Consider the following 25,995-nt stretch of genomic DNA (forward strand, 5'->3'; position numbering starts at 1 on the left):
CATGCAGTCCATTAAATCTATACAATGGCTTTTTGATCATCTACATTCAGATTCATTGTGTGTGATCGATTGCCGCTTTTCCCTAAAGGATCCTACCTACGGGGAGAAGGCTTATCAAAAAAATCATATCCCAGGAGCTGTCTATTTTGATCTTGAGCTCGACTTGTCTTCCCCCGTAAAAAAACATGGAGGTAGACACCCTTTACCAAATATCCAGGAACTAGTAGAAAAACTGGAGAACAAAGGGGTGAGTCATCAAGATACGATCATTATTTACGATGATGGGGATAGCAGTTTTGCTGCACGATGCTGGTGGTTATTAACCTATTTAGGCCATCGACAAGTTTTCCTATTAGATGGAGGGATGAATGCGTGGAGGGAAAATGGCTATCCTCTAACAAACAAGCCGCCAATTAAGAAAAAGGCGAAATTTATCCCCTTTCTTCAAACAGATATGCTGGCTACTTATGAGGAAGTAAAGCAGCGAAGTCAGGACCAACAGGCCATATTAATCGATTCACGGGCCAAAGAACGTTACTTAGGGATTGTAGAACCGTTAGATCGCATTGGTGGTCATATTCCAGGTGCACTCAATTACGATTGGTCAGAAGGTTTGAAGAATGGAAGATGGAAATCATTAGAGGCCCAAAAACAGAGATTCGACTCGCTTGATTCAGAGGATGAAGTGATTGTTTACTGTGGTTCAGGAGTGACCGCAACCCCTAATGTCCTCGCTTTAATGGAAAGTGGCTTTAAAAAAGTAAAGCTGTATGCGGGCAGCTATTCAGATTGGGTTTCTTACCCAGAAAATCCTGTCGTCACAACAAATAAAGACTAGGCTATAATAACTTTTTGCGCTTTTGTTCTAACTCATCCTTCTTAAGACGTAAGTGGTCATTTATGGTATAATCATTATTTAGTATGCTGAAAAGGGGTCCTCACAATTGAAACATCATTTGTTGTTAGTGGATGGAATGGCACTATTGTTTCGAGCGTTCTATGCTACAGCTGTGCGGCGAAATTTTATGGTTAACAGTCAAGGGATGCCAACGAACGCGGTTCAAGGCTACTTAAAGCACTTATTTGCAGCGGTTGATCATGTGCAACCGACACATATTGCGATTTGTTGGGATATGGGGAGTGTCACATTTCGGAATGAGATGTATACAGAGTATAAAGCAAATAGGCAAGCACCACCTGTTGAAATGGTTCCGCAATTTGATCTAGCAAAAGATGTGACAACAGCGTTAGGAATTTTGAATATCGGTGTTAAAGGCTATGAAGCCGATGATTGTATAGGTACTCTTTGTCATGAATTAAAGCAAGATGAAGAGCTAGTTTTGACTGTATTAACAGGTGATCGTGATCTCCTACAGATTGTTGATGATAAAGTAACTGTTTTATTGCTGCAAAAGGGAATTGGCAATTATCTTCATTATTCCAGAGATGCTTATGTCGATGAATTTCAATTAGAGCCTAAACAATTAATCGATGTCAAGGCTTTGATGGGGGATCCCAGTGATGGGTATCCTGGTGTTAAGGGAATTGGTGAAAAAACGGCTTATAAGCTAATGAGAGAGTATGAAACAATTGAAGGTTTATTCACAAATTTAGATCTATTGACACCAACGATTCGAAAAAAATTGGAACAAGACGAGGAAATGCTATACCTCTCTAGAAAGCTGGCAACCATTCATTGTCATGTGCCATTAGACTTTTATTTAGATCAGGCTAAGTGGCAAGTACACCCAACTAAAACAATGAATGTCATAGAGCAATATGAATTAAAGAGTGTTCGGAATGCTTTATTAAAGCTTAATCAAACAACAGCACAAACAAGTTTGCCGCTTTGATAGGATAGTAAAAGGAGTAAGAACATTGATTGGAAGAAACGATCAGCTTGGAAATTACTTACTTCGTTTAGAGGAGAAAGGTTTTAAATTTGGGGAAGATGTTATTACTTTTTTTTATTTTGGCAAGCAATCGACAGGTTCATCGGATTATTTAGCAATATTATCCATTGAATTCACACTGAAATGTCAGAAGCGTTTTGATTCAAGCTTTTATTTATCTTTTCTTGAAAGATTGCAGGCACATAATATTACCACCAAAAAACAAGCATATGCACTTGCAAAACAGTTAGGATTATTAGCGGTCCAAGAGACGTAAATCTTGGAGCGCTATTGATTTAGATGAATGGCTTTCCTTGCGAGAAGATCAGCTTGTTTATTTTCTTTCGATGGGATCCACTTAATAAAAAACAGTTCAAATTCTGTAATTGTATGTAGTATTTCGCTTAAAAATGGTTGATATTTTTTATTACGAACAAATTGTTTTTCAACAGCTTGAACAACCGCTGATGAATCTGACCTGACGGAAACGATCGAAGCTCCTGCTTTAACGCAAATATCTAATGCTTTTAATAAAGCATGAAATTCTGCTTCATGATTTTCCATTTCTCCAAGTGGAAAAGAATATGATTCGGTACTACCCTCGTTTTTAATGAAAATGCCAGCACCAGATGGACCCGGATTACCAGCACTTGCACCGTCAATATACACCTCTAACAAATCTTGATCACTCCTACGATTAATTTTCTGGAAGAACGGGAACGCTTTTATTAAGAAGAATTTGTGAATAGGATGTTGACTCCATGAAAGTAAAAGTAAAATTCACTTATAAAACTGATCCTAAGATTGTGATTCCGATGGAGTCTGATTGGTTTAATCAGGAAATAGTTGAAAAATTCCTTAGGGACTTACAACATACCGGAAGAGCCCATGATATTATTATTATGGACGAAATGGAGAGAGAATGGAATCAAAAGCAATTCACGAAATTACAAAAAAAGCTGGATGAAGAGCCGACTGAACCAGTCGTTTATTTTGATGGTGGCTATAACAGAGATGTAAGAAAAGCGGGAATTGGAATTGTCATTTATTATAAAAAAGGAAGCACTGCATATAGAGATCGAATGAATGTACTGTTGGAGGAATTAGAGAATAATAATGAGGCTGAATACGCAGCACTTTACAATTCACTACTCTTAATAGAAGAAATTGGTTTTAAACATGTACCCATTTTGTTTAAAGGGGATGCACAAGGTGTGATCAAGCAACTTGAGGGAGAATGGCCATGCTATGAAGAAACGTTCAATAAATGGCTGGATCGAATAGAGAAGAAAATCAATATGTTGGGATTAAAAGCGAAGTTTGAGATTATCCCTCGAAAAGAAAATAAAGAAGCAGATATGCTTGCAACGCAAGCATTAGAGTATAAAAACATACGCAGTCATACGGAAATAGATGCGGAAAGTTAAAGGATTGATTGAATGCAACGTATAGAGCTACTAAAAGAAATGAATGATGTAATGGAAACCTATTGCGAAGGCTGTTTTCTAAAGAGTCATTTTAGACAAACATACGGAAAAAATTATGCCCATCGATTTTGCATACAAAATTGCACCGTGGGCGAGGAGTTACAAAAAATAGGTCAAGTTTTAATTAGTAAACAATAAAAGGCTGGAGAAAAACTCCAGCCCTAAAATTTATATGTTATGATAATTTAGCTACATTAGCTGCTTGAGGTCCGCGATTTCCTTCTACGATTTCAAAAGAAACTTCTTCGCCTTCCTCTAGTGATTTGAAACCTTCTCCTTGAATTGCAGTGAAATGTACGAAAATATCTTCTCCGCCTTCAACTTCAATAAAACCGTAGCCTTTTTCGTTGTTAAACCATTTTACTTTACCGTTTTGCATGTACCTTTTTCCTCCTAGACTTCAGCACTATTGTGCTTTGAAAAAATATTATCATCAAAAAAATATAAAAAAACCATATTAAATTAGATGATATTTTCACTATACACTTAATTTGTAGTAGAGTCAAGGAACAAAAGAATATAGCAGTTAAATGATTAAATATCTCTATTTGTATTCCTAACTTGTTAATACGAACACATTATAGTACACTTTTATTGAATGAATGGAGATATAGGAGGGATTTTATTGCCAACTCCCAGTATGGAAGATTATATAGAACAAATATTTTTGTTAATTGAAAATAAAGGTTATGCAAGAGTATCTGATATAGCAGAGGCACTGGAAGTCCATCCGTCTTCTGTGACAAAGATGGTGCAGAAACTCGATCGTGGAAACTACTTAGTATATGAGAAGTACCGTGGGTTAATTTTAACCTCTAAAGGAAAAAAGGTTGGCAAGCGCTTGGTTGAACGTCATGATTTGCTTGAAGATTTTTTGCGAATTATTGGTGTGAAAGAAGAGAACATCTATCATGATGTTGAGGGGATTGAACATCATTTAAGTTGGAATTCAATCGATCGAATCGGGGATTTAGTTCACTTTTTTGAAAAAAATCCTGATCAAGCCAAGGAATTGAGAGTTCTCCAACAAGCGAATGATCAAGACATTGACAAAGAACCGATATAACTGGTTCTTTTTTCGTTTAAGTTAAGAGGAGAATTGTGGCTTAAATGAATAGACTTGTAAACGTGTAATCTCAAGGAGTATGGGTATGTTCTTGGATTTTAACTTTTGAATGGATGATGAATATGAATATTTTTTCGGCTGAAAGCATCACAAAAACATATGGGGAAAAACATTTATTTAGAGATATTACATTCCATATTGAAGAAAAAGAAAAGATTGGCATTATTGGCATCAATGGAACAGGGAAATCTAGCTTATTAAAGTTAATCGCAGGGCTGGACGATCCTGATGCAGGTTTTTTTGACCATCCTAAAGCTTATTCAATTGCTTATTTATCGCAGAATCCAGAGATGGATGGAAATTTAACTGTATTAGATCAAGTATTTCAAAGTAATGCTCCTGAAATTCAATTAATGAATGCCTATGAGCACACACTGATTGAATTAGAAGAAGCCACAGATAGTAGCCAATTACAAAATAAATTATTGGAACTGCAAAAAAGAATGGATGCGGAAAATGGTTGGAGTGCTAGTACGAATGCAAAAGCCATTTTAATGCGACTAGGTATTCAAGATCTAACACAATCGATTGGTTCATTATCAGGCGGACAAAAAAAACGTGTTGCACTAGCACAGGTATTAATAGAGCGCCCTGACTTATTATTATTAGATGAACCTACTAATCATCTTGATTATGAATCGATTATTTGGCTAGAAACTTATTTAAATAATTACCCTAATGCTGTGATAACTGTAACGCATGATCGCTACTTTTTAGATCAAGTAGCCACACGTATACTAGAAATTGATCAAGGTCGTTTATTCTCTTATACAGGGAATTATGCTTCCTTTCTTGAAGCAAAAGCGCTAAGAGAAGAACAAGAGGCGCAAATAGCCGGAAAGAAGAAAAATTTATATAGACAAGAGCTTGCTTGGATGAGGCAGGGAGCAAAGGCAAGATCGACAAAACAGAAGGCCAGAATCCAACGCTTCGAAAAACTTGAACAGGAAATTGGCAGCAAGGGTAAGAATGATGAGTTGAATCTTACCATAGAAGGAAGTCGATTGGGGAAGCAGGTTTTTGAATTAAAAAATGCTAGTAAGGCTTTTTCAAATCAGCAAATCCTTGATGATTTTCAATTGTTAGTAAATCGTGGCGACCGCATAGGGATTGTTGGAAAAAATGGTAGCGGGAAATCAACATTTTTAAATATATTAGCAGGTCAAGTCCCCTTAGATCATGGTGAATTTATTGTTGGACAAACAGTAAAATTTGCTTACTATACACAGGAAAATGAACCTATCCCAAAAGATCAACGAATGATTGCTTATATTCGAGAAGAAGGAGAAACAGTGGAGACAAGGAATGGGGAAGTTGTTTCTGCTACTCAAATGCTAGAACGATTTCTTTTCCCCACACAGACTCATGGAACATGGATTAGCCGCCTGTCTGGTGGCGAAAGACGACGTTTGTTTCTATTAAAACTGCTTATGGGAAAACCAAATGTACTTCTATTAGATGAACCTACCAATGATCTTGATACAGAAACGCTAACGGTCCTTGAAAACTATATAGAAGAGTTTCCAGGGGTAGTTATCTCTGTTTCTCATGATCGCTACTTTCTTGATAAAACAGCGAACCAATTGCTCATTTTTGAGGGGAATGGAAAGGTTGTCCCTTATACAGGAACATACACTGAATACATTCAAGAATCTCAATCCCGTGTTCAGGAAGAGAAAAAGCAGCAAGCAAACAAAAAGCAATTAAAGGTCATTAAAGAAGAGATAAAAAAAGAAAACAAAAAGAAAATGACTTACAAAGAAAAAATGGAATGGGAAAGCATTGAAAATCACATAATGGAAGTCGAGCTAAAAATAGAACAAATGCAATCTGAATTAAATGAAGTAGGAAGCAATTATGAAAAAGCAGAAGAGTTATCCAGGGAAATAACGGAAACAAATAGTCAATTGGAGGATCTCATTGCACGCTGGACTTATTTGTCTGAGTTAGATGAATAATCGGGAGTTTAAAGCTAGATGAAACTATCTGTGCTTTTTCTAAAAACATCCCGATTGGAATATTAGAGAGTGTGAATCTGATGTGATACAATGATGTCAAATCTCATTGAAAAATGATGCATCATTCTGAAAGGGGGAAGTGTATTGAATATTAAATCGATCGAACCAACGCCTAGCCCAAATACAATGAAAATTAATCTAGATGAGGAATTACCTGCTGGGAAGAGTAATAATTATAAGAAAGAGCACGCTCGCGAGGCTCCACCTTTAATAAGAAATATATTAGAAATTGAAGGTGTAAAGGGTCTTTACCATGTAGCGGATTTCCTTGCAGTGGAGCGGAATGGAAAGTTTAGTTGGGAAGAAGTACTGCCACAAGTTAGAGCGGTTTTTGGAGAAAAAAATGTCGGGACATCCGCTCAAATGGAAGAGGCGGATGAACATTTTGGGGAAGTAAACGTCCAGATTCAAACATTCAAAGAAATTCCCTTGCAAATAAAATTAGTAACGAGCGAAGAAGAAAAACGCTTTGGTTTACCGGACCGCTTTTTAAAGGCAATGCAGGCAACGCAAAAAGAAGACGATAATTATATTATGTTAAGAAGATGGAAAGATATGGGAGTACGTTATGGGGATCTGGAGCAATTAGGGGAACAAATCGCGGAAGAAATGAATGCGGCTTATCCGGATGAACGATTGAAATCACTTGTTGAGCGTGCACATCGACCCATTACCGAATTACCTAAAAGAACATTAATAAAACTAACACCTGAGATGTTAGATGATCCAGACTGGCGTACACGATTCCAGCTTCTAGAACAAATGGAAGATCCAACATTGGAAGATCTGCCTGTTCTGGAAAAAGCTTTAGAAGATGAAAAATCCTCCATTCGCCGTCTTGCTGTTGTTTATTTAGGAATGATTGAAGATAAGCGCGTATTACCTTTGCTTTATAAAGGTTTACAGGACAAAACTGTCCCGGTTAGAAGAGCGGCTGGTGATTGTTTATCAGATTTAGGCTTCCCAGAAGCGATGAATGAGGCGAGCAAGGCACTTGCTGATAAAAGTCGAATTGTTCGTTGGAGAGCAGCGATGTTTCTCTATGAAGTGGGAGATGAAAGTGTGCTCCCTGCTTTAAAAGAAGCAGAGAACGACCCTGAATTCGAAGTTCAATTACAAATCAAAATGGCGATCGAACGTATAGAAGAAGGGCAGACTGCAAGAGGGTCGATTTGGAAACAAATGACAGAAGCAAGAAATAAGTGAACTCACTACAATGATGAGTGTATCCCGTTTGCTATAACATAGTTGATAGTAAAGAATAGGAGTGAATGAAGATGTCTATGGCATATGAAGAATATATGAAACAAATTGTTCAACCTATGAGAGCAGAATTAACGAATGCTCAATTTAAGGAATTATTATCAGAAGAAGATGTGATCAATTTTATGGAAAACGTGCAAGGAACCACACTAGTTGTGATCAATTCTGTTTGTGGTTGTGCAGCTGGTCTTGCAAGACCAGCCACGATCCATGCCGTATCATCAAGTGAAAAAAAACCTGATCATCTTGTAACAGTTTTTGCTGGGCAAGATCGTGAAGCAACTGTGAAAATGCGAGAATATATAAAGGACTATGAACCGTCTTCACCATCGATGGCTCTTTTTAAAGATAAAGAACTAGTTCATTTTATTCCCCGAGAAGATATTGAAGATTACGATGTTGAAACAATTGCGCAAAATCTGACCAATGCTTTTGCCAATTTATAAAGTGAAACTTCAATCAGTGGGGGGGACCTTATCCCCCCACTATGACTTCTTTAGAGTCTACTTGATTTGAATGCGTCATACGGATAGATTCCACCAGGATAAAGAAGTTCCCCTAATAGCAGACAGAGGAACCTCCTTAAATGAGATACTTTTTTTAAGATTTAGTAAGCAAAGAATATTGACTAGTGATATTATTTATTTTACTGTAAAGGTATACTCTCTTTGTATATCCGTTAAACAAACTTAGGGATGGCTTTATTAGTTTAAAAGATTAACCGGAATGGATGTAAGAGAACAATAGAATAGCTGTATATTAGTCACTTAGTTTCTATGTTGTTATGACATCGCTTACAGAGAAAATGGCTTTTAAAAATTAACGTGTATGGAGGTAACAGGATGAGCAATGTGAAAATCGGTATTATCGGTTGTGGAAATATAAGCAGTATCTACTGTCAAGCTGGCCAAAAGTTCGAGGGGCTAGAAATTCATGCTTGTGCAGATCTTGATTATTCTCGTGCTAAAGCACGTGCTGTGGAATTTAATATTCCGAAAGCTTATACAGTGGAACAACTATTAGCAGATCCCGAAATCGAAATTATTATTAATTTGACTATTCCTCAAGCTCACGCGGAAGTCTGCATTCAGGCACTTAAGGCAGGAAAACATGTGTATGTTGAAAAACCGCTTGCCATTACACTTGAAGACGGTAAAAGGATTCTAGAGATTGCGGAAGCAAAAAACTTAATGGTTGGTGGCGCACCTGATACCTTCCTTGGCGGAGGCATTCAAACATGCCGAAAGCTAATTGACGAAGGAGTGATCGGTGATGTGGTAGCGGCTACAGGCTTTATGATGTCACCAGGACATGAATCATGGCACCCAGACCCTGCTTTTTACTATCAATATGGCGGAGGCCCAATGCTTGATATGGGACCTTATTATATAACGGCTTTGATTAACTTAATCGGACCGATCCGTAGAGTGACAGGTTCTACAAGAATTACATACAAAGAAAGAACGATCACAAGTAAGCCAAAATATGGCAAAAAAATAAAAGTAGAAGTTCCAACACATGTAACAGGTTTGCTTGACTTTGAAAACGGAGCTATCGCTACGCTGATTACAAGTTTTGATGTTAAAGGTTCAACACTTCCGAATATTGAAATCTACGGATCAATGGGAAGTATTCTTGTTCCAGATCCTAATACTTTTGGTGGCCCCGTTCGTTTGAAGAGACAAGGTGATTCAGAATGGGAAGAAATCCCCTTAACACACGGATTTACAGAAAACAGTCGAGGCATAGGCGTAGCCGATATGGCAAAAGCATTGCAGAATGGTGGAAAACATAGGGCGAATGGCTTGTTAACACTTCATGTATTGGAAGTGATGCATGGGATCCATGAGGCTTCTGATAAAGGAGTCCATTATGAGCTTACGACAACATGTGAACAGCCAGAGGCATTGCCAATTGATTTTTAAAAAAATCCATGGAAAGAATGAAAGGAATGTGATGAATATGAGTAAGAAAGCTTTAATTGTGTGGGGTGGCTGGGATGGACATGAACCCGAACAAATAGCAGGCCTATTTAAAGCGATTTTGGAAAAGGAAAATTTTGCAGTGGAAGTCTCTAACACTTTAGATGCATATGCAGATGGGGAAAAGCTGAAAACATTTGACTTAATCGTCCCTCATTGGACAATGGGAAAAATCGAAAACCAATATGTTGGTAATGTTTCAGAGGCTGTCGTGAGTGGTGTAGGATTGGCAGGCTGCCACGGGGGAATGTGTGACTCTTTTCGAAATGATGTAGACTGGCAATTTATGACGGGCGGGAATTGGGTGGCACACCCCGGAAATGATGGGGTAGAGTACGAGGTGAATATAAAACATTCTTCCAGTCCTTTGTTAGAGGGAATGAGTGATTTCAAAGTAGTCAGTGAACAATATTATTTACATGTTGATCCTGCTGTTGAAGTATTAGCTACAACTCGATTTCCGGTAGTTGGTGGACCACACTCAACGAATAGGGCGGTTGATATACCTGTTGTATGGACAAAACGTTGGGGAGAAGGTCGCGTATTTTACAATTCACTTGGACATCACGCTGACATTATAGCAAGACATGAAGTAACAGAAATGATGCGAAGAGGATTTTTGTGGGCTGCTGAGGGAAAGAGTGCAGCAGAAAAATCTTCAAGAAAAATAAGTTTTTATTCTGGAATGGGAGACAGTCAATAAAGCGAGACTGCCTATCACTGGGAGGCCTTATCCTCCACTAATGATTAGCTTGCTGCACTGGAAAAAATATTCTGATAAAGAAGGGAATGGTGTAGGATGGCAGAAAAGAAACAAGTAAGAATCGGGATGGTTGGTTATAAGTTTATGGGAAAAGCTCACTCTCATGCCTACCGTGATGCTGCTTTTTATTTTGATCCGTCGGTGGAGCCTGTCTTGCAAGCGATATGTGGACGAAATGAAGAGAAAGTGAAGGAAGCCGCCGATCAGTTCGGCTGGAATTCTTATGAAACGGATTGGCGCGAACTAATCAAACGTGAAGATATTGATTTAATTGATATAGTAACCCCCAATCATAATCATGCTGAAATCGCCATCGCTGCTGCAGAAGCGGGGAAACATGTCTTTTGTGAAAAGCCATTAGCTCTTAATTTGGAACAATCACAGCGTATGCTAGAAGCGGTTGAGAAAAATAAGGTACTGCATATGATTAATCACAATTATCGATTTGCCCCTGCAATCCAGTTTGCAAAAAAATTGATTGAAGAGGGGCGCCTTGGCAGAATCTATCATATTCGTGCAACCTATTTACAAGATTGGATTATGGACCCACAATTCCCACTCGTTTGGCGCTTGAATAAGGATGTTTCTGGCTCAGGTTCACATGGTGACCTGGCCGCACATAGTATTGATCTTGCTAGATTCCTAGTAGGAGAATTTAAAGAAGTATCGGGCATTCTCGAGACATTCATTAAGCAACGTCCACTTGTAGAAGATAGCGATGGTTTAAGTGGTACCGCGTCAAGTGAAAAGGTGGGAGATGTGAATGTTGATGATGCCAGTGTCTTTATAGCACGGTTTGTTAATGGGGCTATCGGCACCTTTGAAGCCACTCGGTTTGCGGGCGGGAACCGAAATAGAAATCGATTTGAGATTAATGGTGAAAAAGGATCAATTCGTTGGGATGTGGAACATATGAATAATCTAGAGGTATATTTCCATGATGATGAGCCAGGACTCCAAGGTTTTCGAACGATTACGTGTACAGAGGAAACCCATCCTTTTGCAGGAGCTTATTGGCCAGCAGGTCATATTATCGGCTATGAACACACATTTATAAATCTTGTAGTGGAATTATTAAATGGAATAGATCGAGGCTGTAGTCCGTCACCAAACTTCTTTGACGGAGTAAAAAACCAAGCTGTTTTGGAAGCGGTTGAACAATCTTCACAAACAAAACAATGGATCAATATTCCAGATGTAATGCAACAGCTTGAAGCAGTAAAGAAGGAGTGAGAAGGAAAAATAGCTTTGGGCGAAAGCCCAAAGCCATTAGTCCGCTATTGCTAAATACACAAAGTAAGCAATCATAATAAAAGCGCCAATTGTAATTATTGAACTAGTCACAATCATAGCCTCCCTACATGACGTGATTTGAGATACATACATTATAACTGAATATAATTATTTTGCCATTTTTAATCATTTTGTCATCTTTTTTTAATAGCTTTATTAATAGAAAATAGTATAAAATAGATGTATATATAAAGAAGGGAATCGTTACTTATGAGAACTTGGATAAGAAAATCACTGATTATATTAGTTTCAGTTCTTACTTTCGGTGTCGTCACCCCTTCACATGCCTTTTGGTCGCAAAATCAGGAAGTAACAAAAACATTACAGCGTACTCCTAATTCAAGTTCAACTTCTGAAAATCGTCCATCTGAGCATGAGGTGCAAATCCCTGTTACTCTTTCAGAAAAAGTTCCAGAGGATGACATTGTTGGTTCATTAATTGGGAAAGCGGAACAACAAGCCATGCTAAAATTCGGCCCGAAAATTTCTACTGTCATTGAGTCTGAATTTAACGATGTAATTATGCCACGAATCAGTGAGGCCATTGAAATGACGGTAGCCCAATATCCAGGGGACGAACTTAAAAATCTAGCAATCACTGAGAAACCAGGAGGCGGAGTAAGCGAAAAAATCTTTAATATTTATCATGCCGAGACTGGTAAAGATCTGATTTTATTTCATGTCCGCAGAGACAAGCCCCCTTTAGCAGGCTATCAATTTAATTTTCATTACCATACTTATCATGATCAATTCCAGGCCCACTATACAATGGGAACGATTTACTGGAGCAAAGATACCCCTCCTAATTGGCACACCGTATAAGAAAGCAAGTTCGCTGATTTTAAAGCCGAACTTGCTTTCTTGCATTTTCCGTTTCTTCACATGAATGCCCATGATATAATAAGATATCGATAGATTTAAGTGGAAGTAGGAAATCGAAATGCGAAAATGGTTCATTATTCCCATTATGCTTTTGGCTATTTTTTTTATATCAGATAAAACTCGTGCCGATTATAAGGGAATATTATTGGGCGAAAGCGATTTATATTCAACATTACAACTTCGTGCCGGAGGTCTACTTAAGGAAATCGTTGTACTTCCCCAAAATGGTTACAACCACAATGAAGCAAAAGCAATCATTCATAGGCTGGATCGATTGCCAAAATCGATTTTGCAAAAAACAGTTCATCAACATATCAAAATAATCTTGTTTAATGGAAAACTAACAGATCATGATCGTGTCCCCTATCTTCAGGGGGAAATACCAAGAGGCTATACAGAACCGGTCGTTTGGGATGATGTTCCTGGAATAGGGGGCACTGAGCTTGTTTATGTGAAGATCGGTTATAGCGAAAGAGGAAAAGGACATGGATCTGTAAATTTAGAGTATCACGAGCTTGCTCATTCCTTAATGAATTTAGTGTATAATGATACAATAGTTTCTGATGAAATAAGTAATCTATGGTCTGTGGAGGCAGAATCGATTTTTCCTAGAAATCAATACTTTTTGAATTATAAAGAGGAATATTTCGCGGAATGCTTTGCCTATTACTTTTTTTCTCCTGAAACAAGAAAGGTTTTACAGCAAAAGGCCCCTAAGACATATGAATTTTTTAATAAGTTATAAGTAGTGAGGATGTGGATGGCTTGGAACAGTATTTGAATTTATGCAAGCAGGTATTAGATAAGGGTCAGGTTAAAGAAGATCGAACAGGAACGGGGACCGTTAGTGTTTTTGGACATCAAATGCGATTTGATTTACAAAAAGGGTTTCCATTATTAACAACAAAAAAGCTTCATACAAAATCCATTATTCATGAACTGTTGTGGTTTTTAGCTGGGGATACGAATGTGCATTACCTCCAGGAAAATGGTGTAAGAATTTGGAACGAATGGGCAGACGAGAACGGAGAATTAGGGCCAGTTTATGGGAAACAATGGCGTTCTTGGGAAGCGGCTGATGGTAGAACAATTGACCAAATTAAAGATGTTCTTGAACAGATCAAAACAACTCCTGACTCCCGAAGAATGATCGTCAATGCTTGGAATGTAGGAGAAATTAATCAAATGGCTTTGCCACCTTGCCATTGTTTATTTCAATTTTATGTGGCGGATGGAAAGCTTTCATGTCAGCTTTACCAAAGATCTGCAGATATCTTTCTTGGCGTACCTTTTAATATTGCTTCATATGCATTGCTGACAATGATGATGGCGCATGTTACAGGTTTACAACCAGGAGAATTTATTCACACTTTTGGAGATGCCCATATCTATTCAAATCATTTTGAGCAAATTAAATTACAGTTACAGCGAGATCCTCGGCCATTGCCAGAGTTGAAAATAAACCCTGAAGTAACTGATTTGTTCCAGTTTAAATATGAAGATTTCTCACTTGAGGGTTATGATCCCCACCCAGCTATTAAGGGAGTGGTCAGTATATGATCTCCTTTCTATGGGCTGAAGATGAAAATCGCCTTATTGGCAAGGATAATCAGCTGCCTTGGCGACTTCCAGCCGACTTGCAATATTTTAAAGAAACGACAATGGGACATCCAATTGTAATGGGAAGAAAAACGTATGAATCAATTGGAAAACCGCTGCCTGGAAGGACAAATATTGTAATGACGAGAAATCCTTCATTTACAGCAGATGGATGTGAGATCTTCCGTTCCAAAGAAGAATTTTTATCATGGGCTGATAAAGTAAATGAAGAAATATTTGTGATTGGTGGAGCGGAAGTATATCGTCTATTTATTGAAGAGGTTGATCAGTTATATGTAACAAAAATATTTGATCAGTTTGAAGGGGACGAATATTTTCCGAGAATTAACTGGGAGGCATGGCAACTCGTCTCAAAAAAGATAGGACGAAAAGATGAAAAAAACCCTTATGATTATGAATTTAGATTATTTAAACGTAAATAAAGGAAGAAAAATTTCCTAAAACTATTATGTTAGCTTGGAGCATGCCTCCAAGCTTTTTTCTGTCTATATGTCTTCATTATCAATATTTAATTATGTTCCCAATTACTCATGGGTTGAATATGGTAATACAGTAAAGATGTTTACAACAATATGAATGCGATTACAATATAGGGTGAATTTTTTAGAAGGATTGTGTAGGTTGAACTTTCTAGTGAAGAAAATGAAAGGATCTCTAAAGAAACAAAGATTTAGAACTATCTTTAATTGAAAGGGAATCTCGCTAAGAACAATAGGGAGGGTTATGAATTGAAAAAGAGATGGAGTCTTTTATTATTTGTGGGTTTGCTAGGAATAGTAACGTTGATTGTTTCAGGATGTAGTTCATCTACAAAAGGGAACCCAGATTCTAGTTCAAAAAAAATCCAATTAACGATGGCGGCATGGGGAAACCCAGCTGAAATTAAAGTGTATCAACGTGGACTTGATGAATACGAAAAGACACATAAAAATGTAAGTATTAAATTAATTCCTGTACCTAGTGATAATTATGAACAAAAGCTTCTGACACAATTATCTGGTGGGCAAGCGCATGATATTTTTTATGTCGGTTCTGAGACGATGCCAAAGTTGGTTGAAACTGGAAAAATTGCAGAATTAACCGAGTTTCTTGAAAGTGACGAAAGCTATGTAAAAGCCGATGAATTTGCAGATGGTTTATGGGGAGCAGCAAGACAAAACGATAAGATTTATGGAGTTTCTGTTGATAATAATCCTTACCTCATGTACTACAATAAAAAAGTTTTAAAAGAAGCCGGTATCGAAAAAACACCACAGGATCATTTTGAAGAGGGAACTTGGAATTGGGATACATTTGCGGAGATGACAGATAAGCTTGTTGAGGCTGGAAAACGTGGGTTTGTAGCTGAAAACAATAGTGGTCATTTATTCTCTTGGGTTTGGTCAAATGGTGGAAATTTATTTGATGAAGATGGAAATTATATTTTAGAAGAAAATGTGCAAGCACAAGAAACCTTTAAATATCTTGAGAAATTGGTGAAAGGCGGAAATATAACCTATTCTGGCTCATTACCGAAAGGGCAGGGTGCGGATGCAATGTTTATGTCAAATCAGGTGGGCTTTGTTGCGGCAGGCCGCTGGTTAACACCGATGTTTAGTGAGAATAAAGCATTGGAATTCGATTATATTCCATGGCCAACAAATACGGGAAATGAAATGGAACCTGCGGCTATTGCGATTGCTTATATGTCTGTTTCGAAAGAATCGAAGCATATGGATGAAGCGATGAAGTTTTTATCTTATTATACTTCTGCTGAAGGGCAGAAGGCTCGACTTGCTGATAATGGCAATGCTGTTCCGTCTGTAAATGGTGTTGATGAGCTCATTACAGATGATGCGATTCCAGAACACGCTGATTATTTAATCGAAGCTAGAAACATCGGAAAAGTTGAAGACCAACAAGTCATGATTCCGGGAATGGAAAGTGAAATAAAGGATCTAATGGACCTTATGTACCTTGGAAAGCAAGATGCTGAAAAAACAATAGAAGCAGTGTCAAAAAAGGCGAAAGAAATGATTGATGAACATCGGGGGAAATAAAGATAGCGATGAAAATTAAAAAGTGAGTCCAAAGAGGCTCACTTTTTAAATAGAGTTTAATTGTGAATATTAAACATAGAACAAAACGCAAAAGTACATAAATGCACTTCCAGCAATAACAAATAAATGCCAAATTGCATGTGAGTATGGTAAATTTCTCCAAATATAGAAGATGGCTCCGACTGAATAAAAGATTCCGCCTGTTAGTAACAAGTAAAATCCGGCCGGGCTTAGACTTGTATATAATGGTTTAATTGCAATAATGATCAACCAACCCATAAGCAGATAAAATACTGTGGATAGAACTCTAAATTTATTTACTAGGAAGCATTTTAACGTAATCCCAGCAATAGCCAGCCCCCAAATAATTCCAAATAAGGTCCAACCTAAACTTCCATTTAAAGAAACGAGAGTAAGTGGTGTACATGTTCCAGCAATCAAAACATAAATAGCTGAATGGTCTAGGATGGCAAATACATTTTTAGTCTTAGAGGGCTTGAAACTATGAAGCATTGTAGAAAATAGGTAAAGTAAAATCATTGAAACGCCAAAAATGGTGAAACTCACCACATGCATAGCATTTCCATTATTAACAGCGGAAACAATTAAAATGACTAGAGCTGGAATACTTAAAAGAAAGCCGATTCCGTGTGTGATCGCATTCGCTAGCTCTTCTTTCCAATTAAAAGTTGCCCCGTCTGTGTAGTATGAGGTTTCCATCGTCATTCCTCCATTCTTTTTCATCATAGTGGTTTCTAAGGACAATAGCAATTATTATTTTCGAATAGAGCATTTTTATTCTGTCGTTTCATGTCCTAAACCTGTATAATTAAGATAACGATCATGAGGATGTGAAGCATTGAAAAAAATTAAAATTGTAACAGATTCAACGTCTGACTTAACAGTCGAAGAGATTGAATATTTAAATATACATGTGATTCCTTTATCAATTTTTATTAATGAAGGGACATATACTGATGGAGTAGACATCACTCCAGAAATGTTCATGATTAAAATGAAGATGGCCCAAGAGCTACCTAAAAGCTCCCAGCCGTCCGTTGGTGAATTTATTAAGCTTTATGATGAACTTGGAAAAGATGGCAGTGAGATTATTTCTATTCATATGACTGGTCATATGAGTGGGACTGTAGAAACAGCCAAATCTGCTGCGCAAATGTCCAATTCTAAAGTAAAAGTAATTGATTCTAAATTTATTTCCAAAGCTTTGGCTTTTCAAGTGAGAGAAGCTGCTAGACTTTCTCATTTAGGGCATAGTCTAGAAGAAATTCTAGTAAAATTAAAAAAGATTCGTGAAAATACGAAACTATATGTGGCCGTGAATACTTTAGAAAACTTAGCAAAAGGCGGAAGAATTGGAAAGGGTAAGGCAATGATTGGTTCATTGTTAAATATTAAACCGATCGCTCGCTTAGATAATGGTGCGTACACCCCCGTCACCAAAGTTAGAAGTAAATCGCAAATATTGGATTTTTTAATAAAGCAGTTTATGGAAGAGAGTAAAGGGAAAAGCATTAATAGTATCGGCATTTCCCATGCTGACGGCTTGGAGCTTGCTATGAAAATGAAAGAGAAGATCGAAGAAATCACAGGCTTTCCCAAAGTTGAAATTGATTATACGACGCCGGTTATAAGTACCCATACAGGTCCTGGAGCTATAGGATTTATGTATTATTTTGATTAACATTATTTAATCGGAACGATCTAAAATTAGATCGTTTTTTTAAGGTCAAGGAAACTATAAAATTGTCGCTTGCGGATAAATTGCTTATCTTGCAGTTGGTGTCTAGCTCCAGACGCCATCGGCTCGAGGTCAAATAACCTGAGCCAATGAAAGGCAAACAACGCCTTTCTTTGTCTCAGAACATTTGCTTGTCGCCGATAGGCGGGCGCCTTGCGCTTTTCTTGTTGATAATCGGATAGGATTCTGACCATTTTTTTCATTCAATATAGGATATGGTTATTTGCTAAATATGTTCGTATGTTATAATAAAATTTGATTTTATTTAGGGGGATGTAAAACAATGAAGAAATCTTTTATATTGCTATTCTGCATTATGTTTGTACTTTCCGGTTGCTCAACCCCCTATAAAGAGCAAAAAGTACTTAAGCTTGAACACGAATATAAACAGATGCCACCAGAGGATTTTTTACCGAAAGATCTTACGATTGTCTCAATAGGGGATTCATTAACACAGGGAGTTGGGGATATAAAAGAATTAGGTGGTTATATTCCCTATTTAAAAGAAAAATTAGAAGGTCAAAAAGATATAAGAACAGCAGACTTCGTAAATTTTGGTATAAAAGGAAATCGATCCGATCAGCTGTTAGAGCGACTAGACCAGCCAAAAGTACAATCGTCCATTCAGAATGCTGATGTTGTCATCATCACAATTGGTGGAAATGATGTTATGAAAGTTTTTAAGCAAAACCTTGCTCATTTAAAAGTAGAAACATTTCTTCAAGAGGAAAAGTATTATCAAGAACGATTGACCGATATCATTGAGACTGTTTCTTCTTATAATAAGCAGACGGAAATTATTCTCATGGGGATTTACAATCCTTTTATGAGGTGGTTTGCTGATATTAAAGAAATGGATCAAATCATTTCAACTTGGAATGATACAAGTTCACAAGTTGTGGATCAATTTGAACATGCTTATTTTGTGCCTGTAGCCGATATTTTTAATAATTATGAAGAAGATCTTTTATATACAGATTATTTCCATCCTAATAATAAGGGATATGAATTAATTGCTAATCGATTTTATACTTATTTTAATGAACACAGCATTATTGAAAAGATCTTTGAAAATGGCTAAATGTTAGGAGTAGTGATGATATGAAAAAGAAGAATATTTGGAAAGTCCTGTTTTTTGCTCTTTTAGCAATAAATATTCTTTTCTTTTTCGTTATAGGTATTTTTTTATTTCTTGCTGGGGAAGAACAACCCATTCCAGAATCACAAACTGACTCGAAGCAAATGTCAGAGTTTTTGATCCAGACAAATAAAGATGATCTAAATGAATTAATTAATTACTATATCGAAAAAGAAAATCTAAATGGTCCGATTGATTACTCGGTTGTCTTATCAGATGTAGTGGAATTAAATGGGGAACTGAATGTATTCACAAGTACACTGCAACTAAAAATGACCTTCGAGGCCAAAGCTTTGGAGAATGGTGATTTACTTCTTGAACAAAAATCACTTTCTCTTGGTGGAATCCGTCTCCCGGTTTCTGAGGTTCTTAAAATTATCCGAAGCGCCTATAAGTTACCAGAATGGGTGATTATTCAGCCAAATGATAAGCAAATATATGTATCTTTACAAAGCATGCGATTAAATAATGATATCCAAGTACGAGCAGAAAAATTTGATCTGACCGAAAATGAAATTGTGATGAAAATGTTAGTGCCTGTTGAATAGTTACTATTAGGTCATTCACTCACTTGTTTTTTTATCCTTCTAGGCAAACACACAAACCGCCCACCCATCGATTACATATGCTATAAGCGTAAGACAAAAGAATCAAGGAGTGGATTGTTATGTATTATGGCGGATATGATGGATGCTGCGATGGCGGCTATCCGGCATATGGTGGTTATGGCGGTGGTTGCGGCTATCCTGCAAGAGGTGGCTTTGCGCTGATTGTTGTCTTATTTATTTTGTTGATTATCATCGGCGCTTGCTGGTGCTTTCCGAACTAGATAGATGCAGGAGCTGTCCGAAAAGCCTATTTAAGGTGAAATTTGCCCAATTTACAAACCCGAGAATGTTGATAAAACAGCATTCTCGGGTTTTATTTTTTTAAAAAATAAGAAAGTATAAAATTTTTATTAAGATTGCTTTAAGGCTAGGCAGTTGTTGTCTAGCTCCAGGCGCCATCGGCGTTGCGACGTACAGGATGTACTAGTGCAGACGAAGCGACAGGACGTCGCGTTTGAGTCTGCCGCCAGAACGGGCGCGAACTTATCCGATGTTCTGCCTGAGCTAATGTATCCAAGCGGTTTTCACCTTTTGCAGATGAGCATTCATGCATGATTACTAACTGCGTGCATACATTATATTAATATTCCATGCGAATAAGGATATTTGCGTAGCTGTTTTAATCCGCTATACTGATTAAATAAAGAAACTCCATTTAGTGAATGTGTTTCATCCATGAATGTGAGTGGACATCCACACAATCAGAAAGGCGGTATCATATGATGGAAAAATCCTTTTATCATTTTTTAATGAAATTTCGTCAGCATACAACTAGTGATGAGATTAGTCAATTTGCTAATAATGCTTATCAGGACCATAGCTTTCCAATGCACTCTAAAAATTATCAAGAGCTTAGCAATTATTTAGAATTACAAGTAGATTATTTACCAACCGTTTCTCTTTTTGACCAGGTCTGGGAGTTATATGTAGAGTCCGAGAATAAAAAATAGCGAAATTCAAGTGGATAGGAGATTCAGAAGGGAGCGAAAAGGATTGGAAGAGATGGAGGTTATTATAGATACGGAAGAAATAGCTGAATTTTTCTATCATGAATTGCTAAAAAGAGGATATACACCTGGTGATAAGGAAGTCTTGGAATTAGCCGATATTATGTTCGATTATTTAATCGATAAAAGAATTATTGATGAAGAAAGTGAAAATTGAATAGTTGGAAAACTCCACCCCTACTTGTACTTACAATCTAAGTTGCATGGTAGACAAGAAAGAATTAAAATGAGAATAAGATAGGAGGTGGCGTGATTTGAGTATTCATATTGGGGCAAAAAAAGGTGAAATTGCAGATACGGTATTACTACCAGGTGATCCTTTACGGGCAAAGTATATTGCAGAAACCTTTTTAGATGACGTGAAATGCTATAATGAAGTAAGAAATATGTTTGGCTACACCGGTACATATAACGGCAAAAGAATATCTGTTCAAGGAACAGGGATGGGAGTCCCATCTATTTCAATTTATATTGAAGAATTAATGCAGGAATATGGTGTAAAGAATCTTATTCGAGTTGGAACATGTGGAGCGATCCAAAAGGATGTGCAAGTCCGTGATGTTATTTTGGCTATGACAGCATCAACGGATTCCCAGATGAATCGTTTGACTTTTGGGGGTGTCAGCTATGCCCCAACTGCTTCATTTTCTTTATTGAAGGCAGCATATGAGCAAACTATTGAGCAAGGGTTAAATGTGAAAGTGGGAAATGTATTTACAGCTGATTTATTTTACAACGATAATGCCGAACATGAAAAGTGGGCAAAATATGGCATTTTAGCGATCGAAATGGAAACAGCTGCTCTTTATACTCTTGCTGCAAAATATGCTAGAAATGCTTTGTCTGTACTCACAGTGAGCGATCATATTTTAACAGGGGAAGCTACATCGTCAGAAGAAAGGCAAACCACATTTAATGATATGATTCATGTAGCTCTTAAAACGGCGGTAAACTGAGACGGAAGCAGTGAGAGTCTTACGGACAATTAAGCCGATATAAAATAAAATGGAATTTGACAAATTCGTGAAAAGCTAAGTTCTTACACTATAAGAACTTAGCTTTTTTCTGCTTCAAAGAAATGTTGCTGATCTAAGATCAAGTATAGAGTGATTTCACTTATAATAGTCCTAAATAATGCAAAGATTGTCCCTTAGCGAATGAGGACCTCTGTCAAAAGATAAACTTAGTTGATTGGAGTGAAAGGCAGCGACTCCTGGGGGATTAGGCGTGACAAGTAAGCTCCTCAGGAGCGCTGCGACGATGAAACTCACTGCACGCCCCCTGGAAAGTGGGCTCTCATATTGTATTTTATATTGACAGAATGGATACTTATAAAAAGGAAATTATAAGATTGGTTCAATTATGCAATTTATTGTTAATCTGATTAAGGTGGTGGCTATCATGTTTTTGAAAAATTCGAATAAAACTATCTACACCAAATTTTCTTTTTCCAGAACCAATAGTAAAACGATCTTTACTATCTATTGGTTCAAGACTTGAGCATAATTGTTGTCTAGTATCTATAAAATTATCAATTATTTCATAGACGGACGAATCTTTTAATTTTTCTAGTCCTTCGTTATTATGAGTATCATGATCAGGGAATTCTCTTAAATTTGCTTTGTCTTCCATAAAAGGAACCATATTCTCTAGATTAAACTTGTCCCAATGATAAAGATGGGCGACTATTTCTCTAATAGACCATTTACCAGGTTGTATTGGCTTACATAATTCCTCCTCATCAACTTGTTTTAACTCAGTAATTTCAGTAATCATATTTTTAAATGCACTTATTTCTTTTTTTGCAGCCATTAGATATGATTGACCTCCTTTAAAAATTTATAGGTTCACTCTATCATATGGTTATAAAAAAACAACTAAATGATTGATTAAATGATACGAATAGCAGTAGCTTCTTTCATAATTTAGCAAAAACTGTTAGAATAAAGAGGTTGTAATGTTAAAAATAAAGAACTGCCTGAATTTAATTGGAAGATGAAAGTGGTGAGCAGAGTGGAAGATGAAAATCAGACAAAAGATCATTCTCCCGAACATAATAGCTATATTCATATGAAGAAATTTAAATTTATTATGCTTATATTCGTGTTGATTTTCGCTACGTCGGGTGTAACGCTATTAGCACTATCATTAGGTGGAGAAAGCCCTGCTAATGTGATTATCCAAGAAAGAAAAGAATTTAATAAGTTATATCAAGCATACGATGAGTTAGATAAGAACTATTTCGAGGAAGTCAATTCAGAAGATCTCATTAATGGGGCAATTGATGGTATGGTGAATGCGTTAGGAGATCCGTACTCTGATTATATGACACAGGAAGAAAATGATCAATTTGAAGAAAGTATCACCTCTTCTTTTGAAGGAATTGGTGCGGAAATTCAGGAGAGAGAGGGAAATATTGTTGTCGTTTCTCCAATCAAAGATTCTCCTGCGGAAAAAGCCGGCATTCAACCCAATGATAAGATTATTAAAGTAGACGATAAAAATATTCAGGGAATGAGTTCAAATGAGGCTGTTTTATTAATTCGTGGTAAGAAAGGCTCAAAGGTAGACCTCACTATTTTAAGGGGAGAGAAGGACAATGAAATTAAGCTCACCCTTACAAGAGATGAAATTCCAATCAACACTGTATATGCTGAAATGCTAGATGATGGAGTTGCTAAAATTCAGATCACAAGTTTCTCACAGCATACAAATGAGGAATTAGAGGAAGCCTTGAACGAAATGAATGATAAAGGCATGAACTCTCTAATCATTGATTTAAGAAGGAATCCTGGTGGTTTGTTGGATCAAGCGATCTCTTTATCTGAGCTTTTTGTACCAAAAGGGCAAAAAATTGTCCAAGTAGAAGATCGAAATGGTGCAATGGAAGAAACTATTGCTCAAACAGCGGATAAAATTGATGTACCAACTGTCATGTTAATTGATGAGGGGAGTGCCAGTGCCTCAGAAATATTAGCGGCTGCTGCTAGCGAAACGGCTAATATCCCTTTAATTGGAGTGGACTCCTTTGGAAAAGGAACGGTTCAAACACAGAAAAAGTTTTCAGACGGATCGAATGTAAAATATACAATTGCCAAGTGGTTAACACCAAATGGAAATTGGATTCATGATGAAGGCATCAAGCCTGATTATGAAGTGAAACTTCCAGAATATGCGAATTTGCCTTATATTAGTCCGGATGATGAATGGAAGGTTTCTTCAACCTCTGAGGAAGTAAAAGCAGCTGAGGAAATGCTAAAAGTATTAGGTTATGATCCAGGAAAAGTAGATGGCTTTTTTGATGATAAAACGAAGAAAGCCATAGAAAAATTCCAAAAAGATGAAAAACTAAAAACTACAGGGGTGCTTTCAGGCGATACAACCGTAAAATTAATGACAAATCTAAGCGAACACCTTGTAAAAGAAGACCCCCAAGTGAAAAAAGCGGTTGAAGTATTAATGAAAGATAAACAGAAAAAAAAGGCGTCTTAATATAGAAGAAATAAAAAACGAAGCGAGCACCTACAAAGCAATGTGGGGTGGCAGCTTCGTTTTTTTTGTATAAAATTCTAAAAAAAGGTGATTTACTAGTGATTCTCCCCGAATTTTATAAAGGTTCTTTCATCCTCGATCAAGCCGCAAGAGCCACACTGAACTCTTTTTTCTGGCCCTTGGTATTTCGCGTGAAAAGGTCCTGGGTCCATTCCATGATAATCCTCTATGACCTCTCCTGATTGGGGATCTAAGCGAACAGCAGTGACAACTTGATCAATAATATTAAAGCGAGCACGATTCGTTTTGCAATTAGGACAACAGTAAGGATTTGTCATTGTAAGCCTCCTTTAATGTGAATATCCTTAGCTTAACCGAAACGACGGAATAATATCGATATTAAGGTTCACAGCATAAGAGAGGGCAGAATTAGTGCATGAAAGAAGTGAATAGGAGGAGTCGTTAAAATGTTAAAGATGACATCGCTTTGTAATAAATGTTATATAATCGCTGGTCGCAAAAGTTGTCAATATTAATTTTATACCAGTTTTTGGAGATGTCCCCGAAATATAGGTATAGATGGAAATGATTGCCAATTAGAGGAATGGTTTAAAACTCGTTTATTTTTATAGCTATTTTAAGAGATATACAAATGAAAAGCGATAATCAAGTGACCATTCTACTAACTGGGATTTTCTCCCTTAAATATTACGTAGAATCATATGATAATATACTTGTGCAAGCGAAAAAATAGAATTAAAGGGGAGAAACGAAAATGAAAAAAGATATAAAGAAAGTTATTCTATCTACGGTGGCAGCAACAGCTTTAATGGCATTGCCTTTTGCAGGAAATGCTGATGCAGCTTCTAATACAGAGCAAAGTCCATCTCAAAGTCCTTATAAAGTATTCTATTATAATGGCAAAGCATCAAATAATGGTGATTGGTGCAAATATGTGTTTAATTTTGATTGGAAACAAAAAAATGAGCAAGACGCTCAAAAGCAGAACGATCAAAAAGAGCAAAAACCAGAAGCAAATGAGGACAAACAAGATACAAATCAAAGTAAACCACCTGTTAATGTTGAACAACCTGAACAGCAACCGACACAACCAGAGCAAAAACCATCAGAATCGCAAAATAATAACCAAACAACTGAATCTACCACTACATTAAATGAGTTTGAACAACAAGTAGTAGATTTAACAAACCAAGAAAGAGCGAAAAATGGATTATCAGCATTGAAAGTAGATACAACACTAAGTAAAGTGGCTAGAGAAAAATCAAGAGATATGTCAGCAAATAATTATTTTGATCATAATAGCCCAACTTACGGATCTCCGTTTGATATGATGAAGCAATATGGTGTTGATTATCGTTCAGCTGGAGAAAATATTGCGATGGGTCAACGTTCCCCACAGGAAGTCGTTGATGGTTGGATGAACAGCCCAGGACATCGTGCTAATATCTTGAACGAAAGCTATACTCATATTGGTGTTGGTTATATTTCTAATGGAAACTATTGGACTCAAGAATTTATTGGAAAATAAGAATTGAAACAGCTGCATATAAAATCCAGCCATCTAGTCCAAAGATGGCTGGATTTTTTTCTTTGTTTCGGAAACTA

At 37.0% G+C, this 25,995-nt stretch carries 31 protein-coding genes; 26 read left to right on the forward strand and 5 right to left on the reverse strand.

The genetic code is table 11. The features are described from left to right. The first annotated feature begins 1 nt into the window (after position 1). From IPU53_RS17575 to IPU53_RS17585, 3 genes are all read left to right on the forward strand, one after another. Positions 2-838 carry a sulfurtransferase gene (locus IPU53_RS17575; RefSeq protein WP_207452315.1) on the forward strand — a complete coding sequence of 279 codons (837 nt, stop codon included), beginning with the start codon at positions 2-4 and terminating at the stop codon, positions 836-838. A gap of 106 nt (positions 839-944) precedes the next feature. Continuing rightward, positions 945-1,853 (forward strand): 5'-3' exonuclease, encoded by a 909-nt coding sequence (locus tag IPU53_RS17580; RefSeq protein ID WP_207452316.1) that lies wholly within the window; start codon positions 945-947, stop codon positions 1,851-1,853. 25 nt (positions 1,854-1,878) lie between these two features. Beyond that, positions 1,879-2,169: a DUF6123 family protein gene (locus IPU53_RS17585; RefSeq protein WP_242698385.1), complete on the forward strand. Its 291-nt coding sequence runs from the start codon at positions 1,879-1,881 to the stop codon at positions 2,167-2,169. 11 nt (positions 2,170-2,180) lie between these two features. Here the strand turns inward: IPU53_RS17585 and IPU53_RS17590 are convergent, their stop codons facing one another. Next, a complete protein-coding gene (locus tag IPU53_RS17590) occupies positions 2,181-2,570 on the reverse strand; it encodes a reverse transcriptase-like protein (protein ID WP_207452317.1) in 390 nt (129 codons plus the stop codon). 83 nt (positions 2,571-2,653) lie between these two features. Between IPU53_RS17590 and IPU53_RS17595 the strand changes: the two genes are divergently transcribed. Together IPU53_RS17595 and IPU53_RS17600 are read left to right on the forward strand one after the other, a co-directional pair. Next, positions 2,654-3,319 (forward strand): reverse transcriptase-like protein, encoded by a 666-nt coding sequence (locus tag IPU53_RS17595; protein ID WP_207452318.1) that lies wholly within the window; start codon positions 2,654-2,656, stop codon positions 3,317-3,319. A 12-nt stretch (positions 3,320-3,331) separates the two neighbouring features. Beyond that, on the forward strand, positions 3,332-3,517 hold the full coding sequence (locus IPU53_RS17600) for a zinc-finger domain-containing protein (protein ID WP_207452319.1): 186 nt from the start codon (positions 3,332-3,334) through the stop codon (positions 3,515-3,517). Positions 3,518-3,554: 37 nt separating this feature from the next. On the opposite strand, the gene cspD is transcribed toward IPU53_RS17600, so the two are convergent. Next, positions 3,555-3,758, reverse strand: coding sequence for a cold-shock protein (gene cspD / locus IPU53_RS17605; RefSeq protein WP_207452320.1), 204 nt, complete (start codon positions 3,756-3,758; stop codon positions 3,555-3,557). Between the two features lie 246 nt (positions 3,759-4,004). Between cspD and mntR the strand changes: the two genes are divergently transcribed. The 12 genes from mntR (at position 4,005) to IPU53_RS17665 (ending at position 16,365) form a co-directional block, all read left to right on the forward strand. After that, the gene (mntR, locus tag IPU53_RS17610; RefSeq protein WP_207452321.1) at positions 4,005-4,445 is read left to right on the forward strand and encodes a transcriptional regulator MntR; all 441 of its coding nucleotides are present in this window, start codon (positions 4,005-4,007) and stop codon (positions 4,443-4,445) included. Positions 4,446-4,567: 122 nt separating this feature from the next. After that, complete coding sequence (locus IPU53_RS17615; protein ID WP_207452322.1) at positions 4,568-6,463, forward strand: ABC-F family ATP-binding cassette domain-containing protein; 1,896 nt, start codon at positions 4,568-4,570, stop codon at positions 6,461-6,463. A gap of 144 nt (positions 6,464-6,607) precedes the next feature. Continuing rightward, positions 6,608-7,729 carry a conserved virulence factor C family protein gene (locus IPU53_RS17620; protein ID WP_207452323.1) on the forward strand — a complete coding sequence of 374 codons (1,122 nt, stop codon included), beginning with the start codon at positions 6,608-6,610 and terminating at the stop codon, positions 7,727-7,729. A 71-nt stretch (positions 7,730-7,800) separates the two neighbouring features. Continuing rightward, positions 7,801-8,232 carry a BrxA/BrxB family bacilliredoxin gene (locus tag IPU53_RS17625; RefSeq protein ID WP_207452324.1) on the forward strand — a complete coding sequence of 144 codons (432 nt, stop codon included), beginning with the start codon at positions 7,801-7,803 and terminating at the stop codon, positions 8,230-8,232. Positions 8,233-8,628: 396 nt separating this feature from the next. Continuing rightward, a complete protein-coding gene (locus IPU53_RS17630; protein ID WP_207452325.1) occupies positions 8,629-9,711 on the forward strand; it encodes a Gfo/Idh/MocA family protein in 1,083 nt (360 codons plus the stop codon). 37 nt (positions 9,712-9,748) lie between these two features. Next, positions 9,749-10,471, forward strand: a complete 723-nt coding sequence (locus IPU53_RS17635; RefSeq protein WP_207452326.1) for a ThuA domain-containing protein — start codon at positions 9,749-9,751, stop codon at positions 10,469-10,471. 96 nt (positions 10,472-10,567) lie between these two features. Then, complete coding sequence (locus tag IPU53_RS17640) at positions 10,568-11,764, forward strand: Gfo/Idh/MocA family protein (RefSeq protein ID WP_207452327.1); 1,197 nt, start codon at positions 10,568-10,570, stop codon at positions 11,762-11,764. Positions 11,765-12,034: 270 nt separating this feature from the next. Then, positions 12,035-12,646, forward strand: coding sequence for a YpjP family protein (locus tag IPU53_RS17645; RefSeq protein WP_207452328.1), 612 nt, complete (start codon positions 12,035-12,037; stop codon positions 12,644-12,646). Positions 12,647-12,764: 118 nt separating this feature from the next. Beyond that, positions 12,765-13,451, forward strand: coding sequence for an anthrax toxin lethal factor-related metalloendopeptidase (locus IPU53_RS17650; protein ID WP_207452329.1), 687 nt, complete (start codon positions 12,765-12,767; stop codon positions 13,449-13,451). 20 nt (positions 13,452-13,471) lie between these two features. Continuing rightward, on the forward strand, positions 13,472-14,266 hold the full coding sequence (locus IPU53_RS17655; protein WP_207452330.1) for a thymidylate synthase: 795 nt from the start codon (positions 13,472-13,474) through the stop codon (positions 14,264-14,266). After that, positions 14,263-14,748 (forward strand): dihydrofolate reductase, encoded by a 486-nt coding sequence (locus IPU53_RS17660; RefSeq protein WP_207452331.1) that lies wholly within the window; start codon positions 14,263-14,265, stop codon positions 14,746-14,748. The genes IPU53_RS17655 and IPU53_RS17660 overlap by 4 nt, the downstream gene beginning before the upstream one ends. Before the next feature lie 306 nt (positions 14,749-15,054). After that, positions 15,055-16,365: an ABC transporter substrate-binding protein gene (locus IPU53_RS17665; protein WP_242698386.1), complete on the forward strand. Its 1,311-nt coding sequence runs from the start codon at positions 15,055-15,057 to the stop codon at positions 16,363-16,365. Positions 16,366-16,434: 69 nt separating this feature from the next. Here the strand turns inward: IPU53_RS17665 and trhA are convergent, their stop codons facing one another. Next, positions 16,435-17,085: a PAQR family membrane homeostasis protein TrhA gene (gene trhA / locus IPU53_RS17670; protein ID WP_207452332.1), complete on the reverse strand. Its 651-nt coding sequence runs from the start codon at positions 17,083-17,085 to the stop codon at positions 16,435-16,437. Between the two features lie 139 nt (positions 17,086-17,224). On the opposite strand from trhA, the gene IPU53_RS17675 reads away from it, so the two are divergent. The 7 genes from IPU53_RS17675 to deoD all read left to right on the forward strand — a co-directional run bounded on the left by IPU53_RS17675 (position 17,225) and on the right by deoD (position 21,833). After that, entirely contained in the window at positions 17,225-18,067 is an 843-nt protein-coding gene (locus tag IPU53_RS17675) for a DegV family protein (RefSeq protein WP_207452333.1), read from the forward strand. Positions 18,068-18,407: 340 nt separating this feature from the next. After that, positions 18,408-19,205 carry an SGNH/GDSL hydrolase family protein gene (locus IPU53_RS17680; protein ID WP_242698387.1) on the forward strand — a complete coding sequence of 266 codons (798 nt, stop codon included), beginning with the start codon at positions 18,408-18,410 and terminating at the stop codon, positions 19,203-19,205. Between the two features lie 20 nt (positions 19,206-19,225). Further along, complete coding sequence (locus tag IPU53_RS17685) at positions 19,226-19,810, forward strand: YpmS family protein (RefSeq protein WP_207452334.1); 585 nt, start codon at positions 19,226-19,228, stop codon at positions 19,808-19,810. Positions 19,811-19,929: 119 nt separating this feature from the next. Further along, positions 19,930-20,091: a YjcZ family sporulation protein gene (locus IPU53_RS17690; RefSeq protein ID WP_207452335.1), complete on the forward strand. Its 162-nt coding sequence runs from the start codon at positions 19,930-19,932 to the stop codon at positions 20,089-20,091. A 498-nt stretch (positions 20,092-20,589) separates the two neighbouring features. After that, entirely contained in the window at positions 20,590-20,820 is a 231-nt protein-coding gene (locus tag IPU53_RS17695; protein WP_313886517.1) for a YozE family protein, read from the forward strand. Between the two features lie 43 nt (positions 20,821-20,863). Next, positions 20,864-21,034 carry a YozD family protein gene (locus IPU53_RS17700; RefSeq protein WP_207452336.1) on the forward strand — a complete coding sequence of 57 codons (171 nt, stop codon included), beginning with the start codon at positions 20,864-20,866 and terminating at the stop codon, positions 21,032-21,034. 97 nt (positions 21,035-21,131) lie between these two features. Beyond that, the gene (gene deoD / locus IPU53_RS17705) at positions 21,132-21,833 is read left to right on the forward strand and encodes a purine-nucleoside phosphorylase (RefSeq protein ID WP_207452337.1); all 702 of its coding nucleotides are present in this window, start codon (positions 21,132-21,134) and stop codon (positions 21,831-21,833) included. A gap of 400 nt (positions 21,834-22,233) precedes the next feature. On the opposite strand, the gene IPU53_RS17710 is transcribed toward deoD, so the two are convergent. Next, complete coding sequence (locus tag IPU53_RS17710; protein ID WP_207452338.1) at positions 22,234-22,689, reverse strand: DinB family protein; 456 nt, start codon at positions 22,687-22,689, stop codon at positions 22,234-22,236. Between the two features lie 183 nt (positions 22,690-22,872). On the opposite strand from IPU53_RS17710, the gene IPU53_RS17715 reads away from it, so the two are divergent. Then, positions 22,873-24,369 carry a S41 family peptidase gene (locus tag IPU53_RS17715; RefSeq protein ID WP_207452339.1) on the forward strand — a complete coding sequence of 499 codons (1,497 nt, stop codon included), beginning with the start codon at positions 22,873-22,875 and terminating at the stop codon, positions 24,367-24,369. A gap of 95 nt (positions 24,370-24,464) precedes the next feature. On the opposite strand, the gene IPU53_RS17720 is transcribed toward IPU53_RS17715, so the two are convergent. Further along, positions 24,465-24,707 (reverse strand): DNA alkylation repair protein, encoded by a 243-nt coding sequence (locus IPU53_RS17720; protein WP_207452340.1) that lies wholly within the window; start codon positions 24,705-24,707, stop codon positions 24,465-24,467. 437 nt (positions 24,708-25,144) lie between these two features. Between IPU53_RS17720 and IPU53_RS17725 the strand changes: the two genes are divergently transcribed. Then, on the forward strand, positions 25,145-25,918 hold the full coding sequence (locus IPU53_RS17725; protein WP_207452341.1) for a CAP domain-containing protein: 774 nt from the start codon (positions 25,145-25,147) through the stop codon (positions 25,916-25,918). The last annotated feature ends 77 nt before the right edge of the window (positions 25,919-25,995 follow it).

The organism is Bacillus sp. SD088 (assembly GCF_017355205.1).
Lineage (GTDB): Bacteria > Bacillota > Bacilli > Bacillales > Bacillaceae_C > Lederbergia.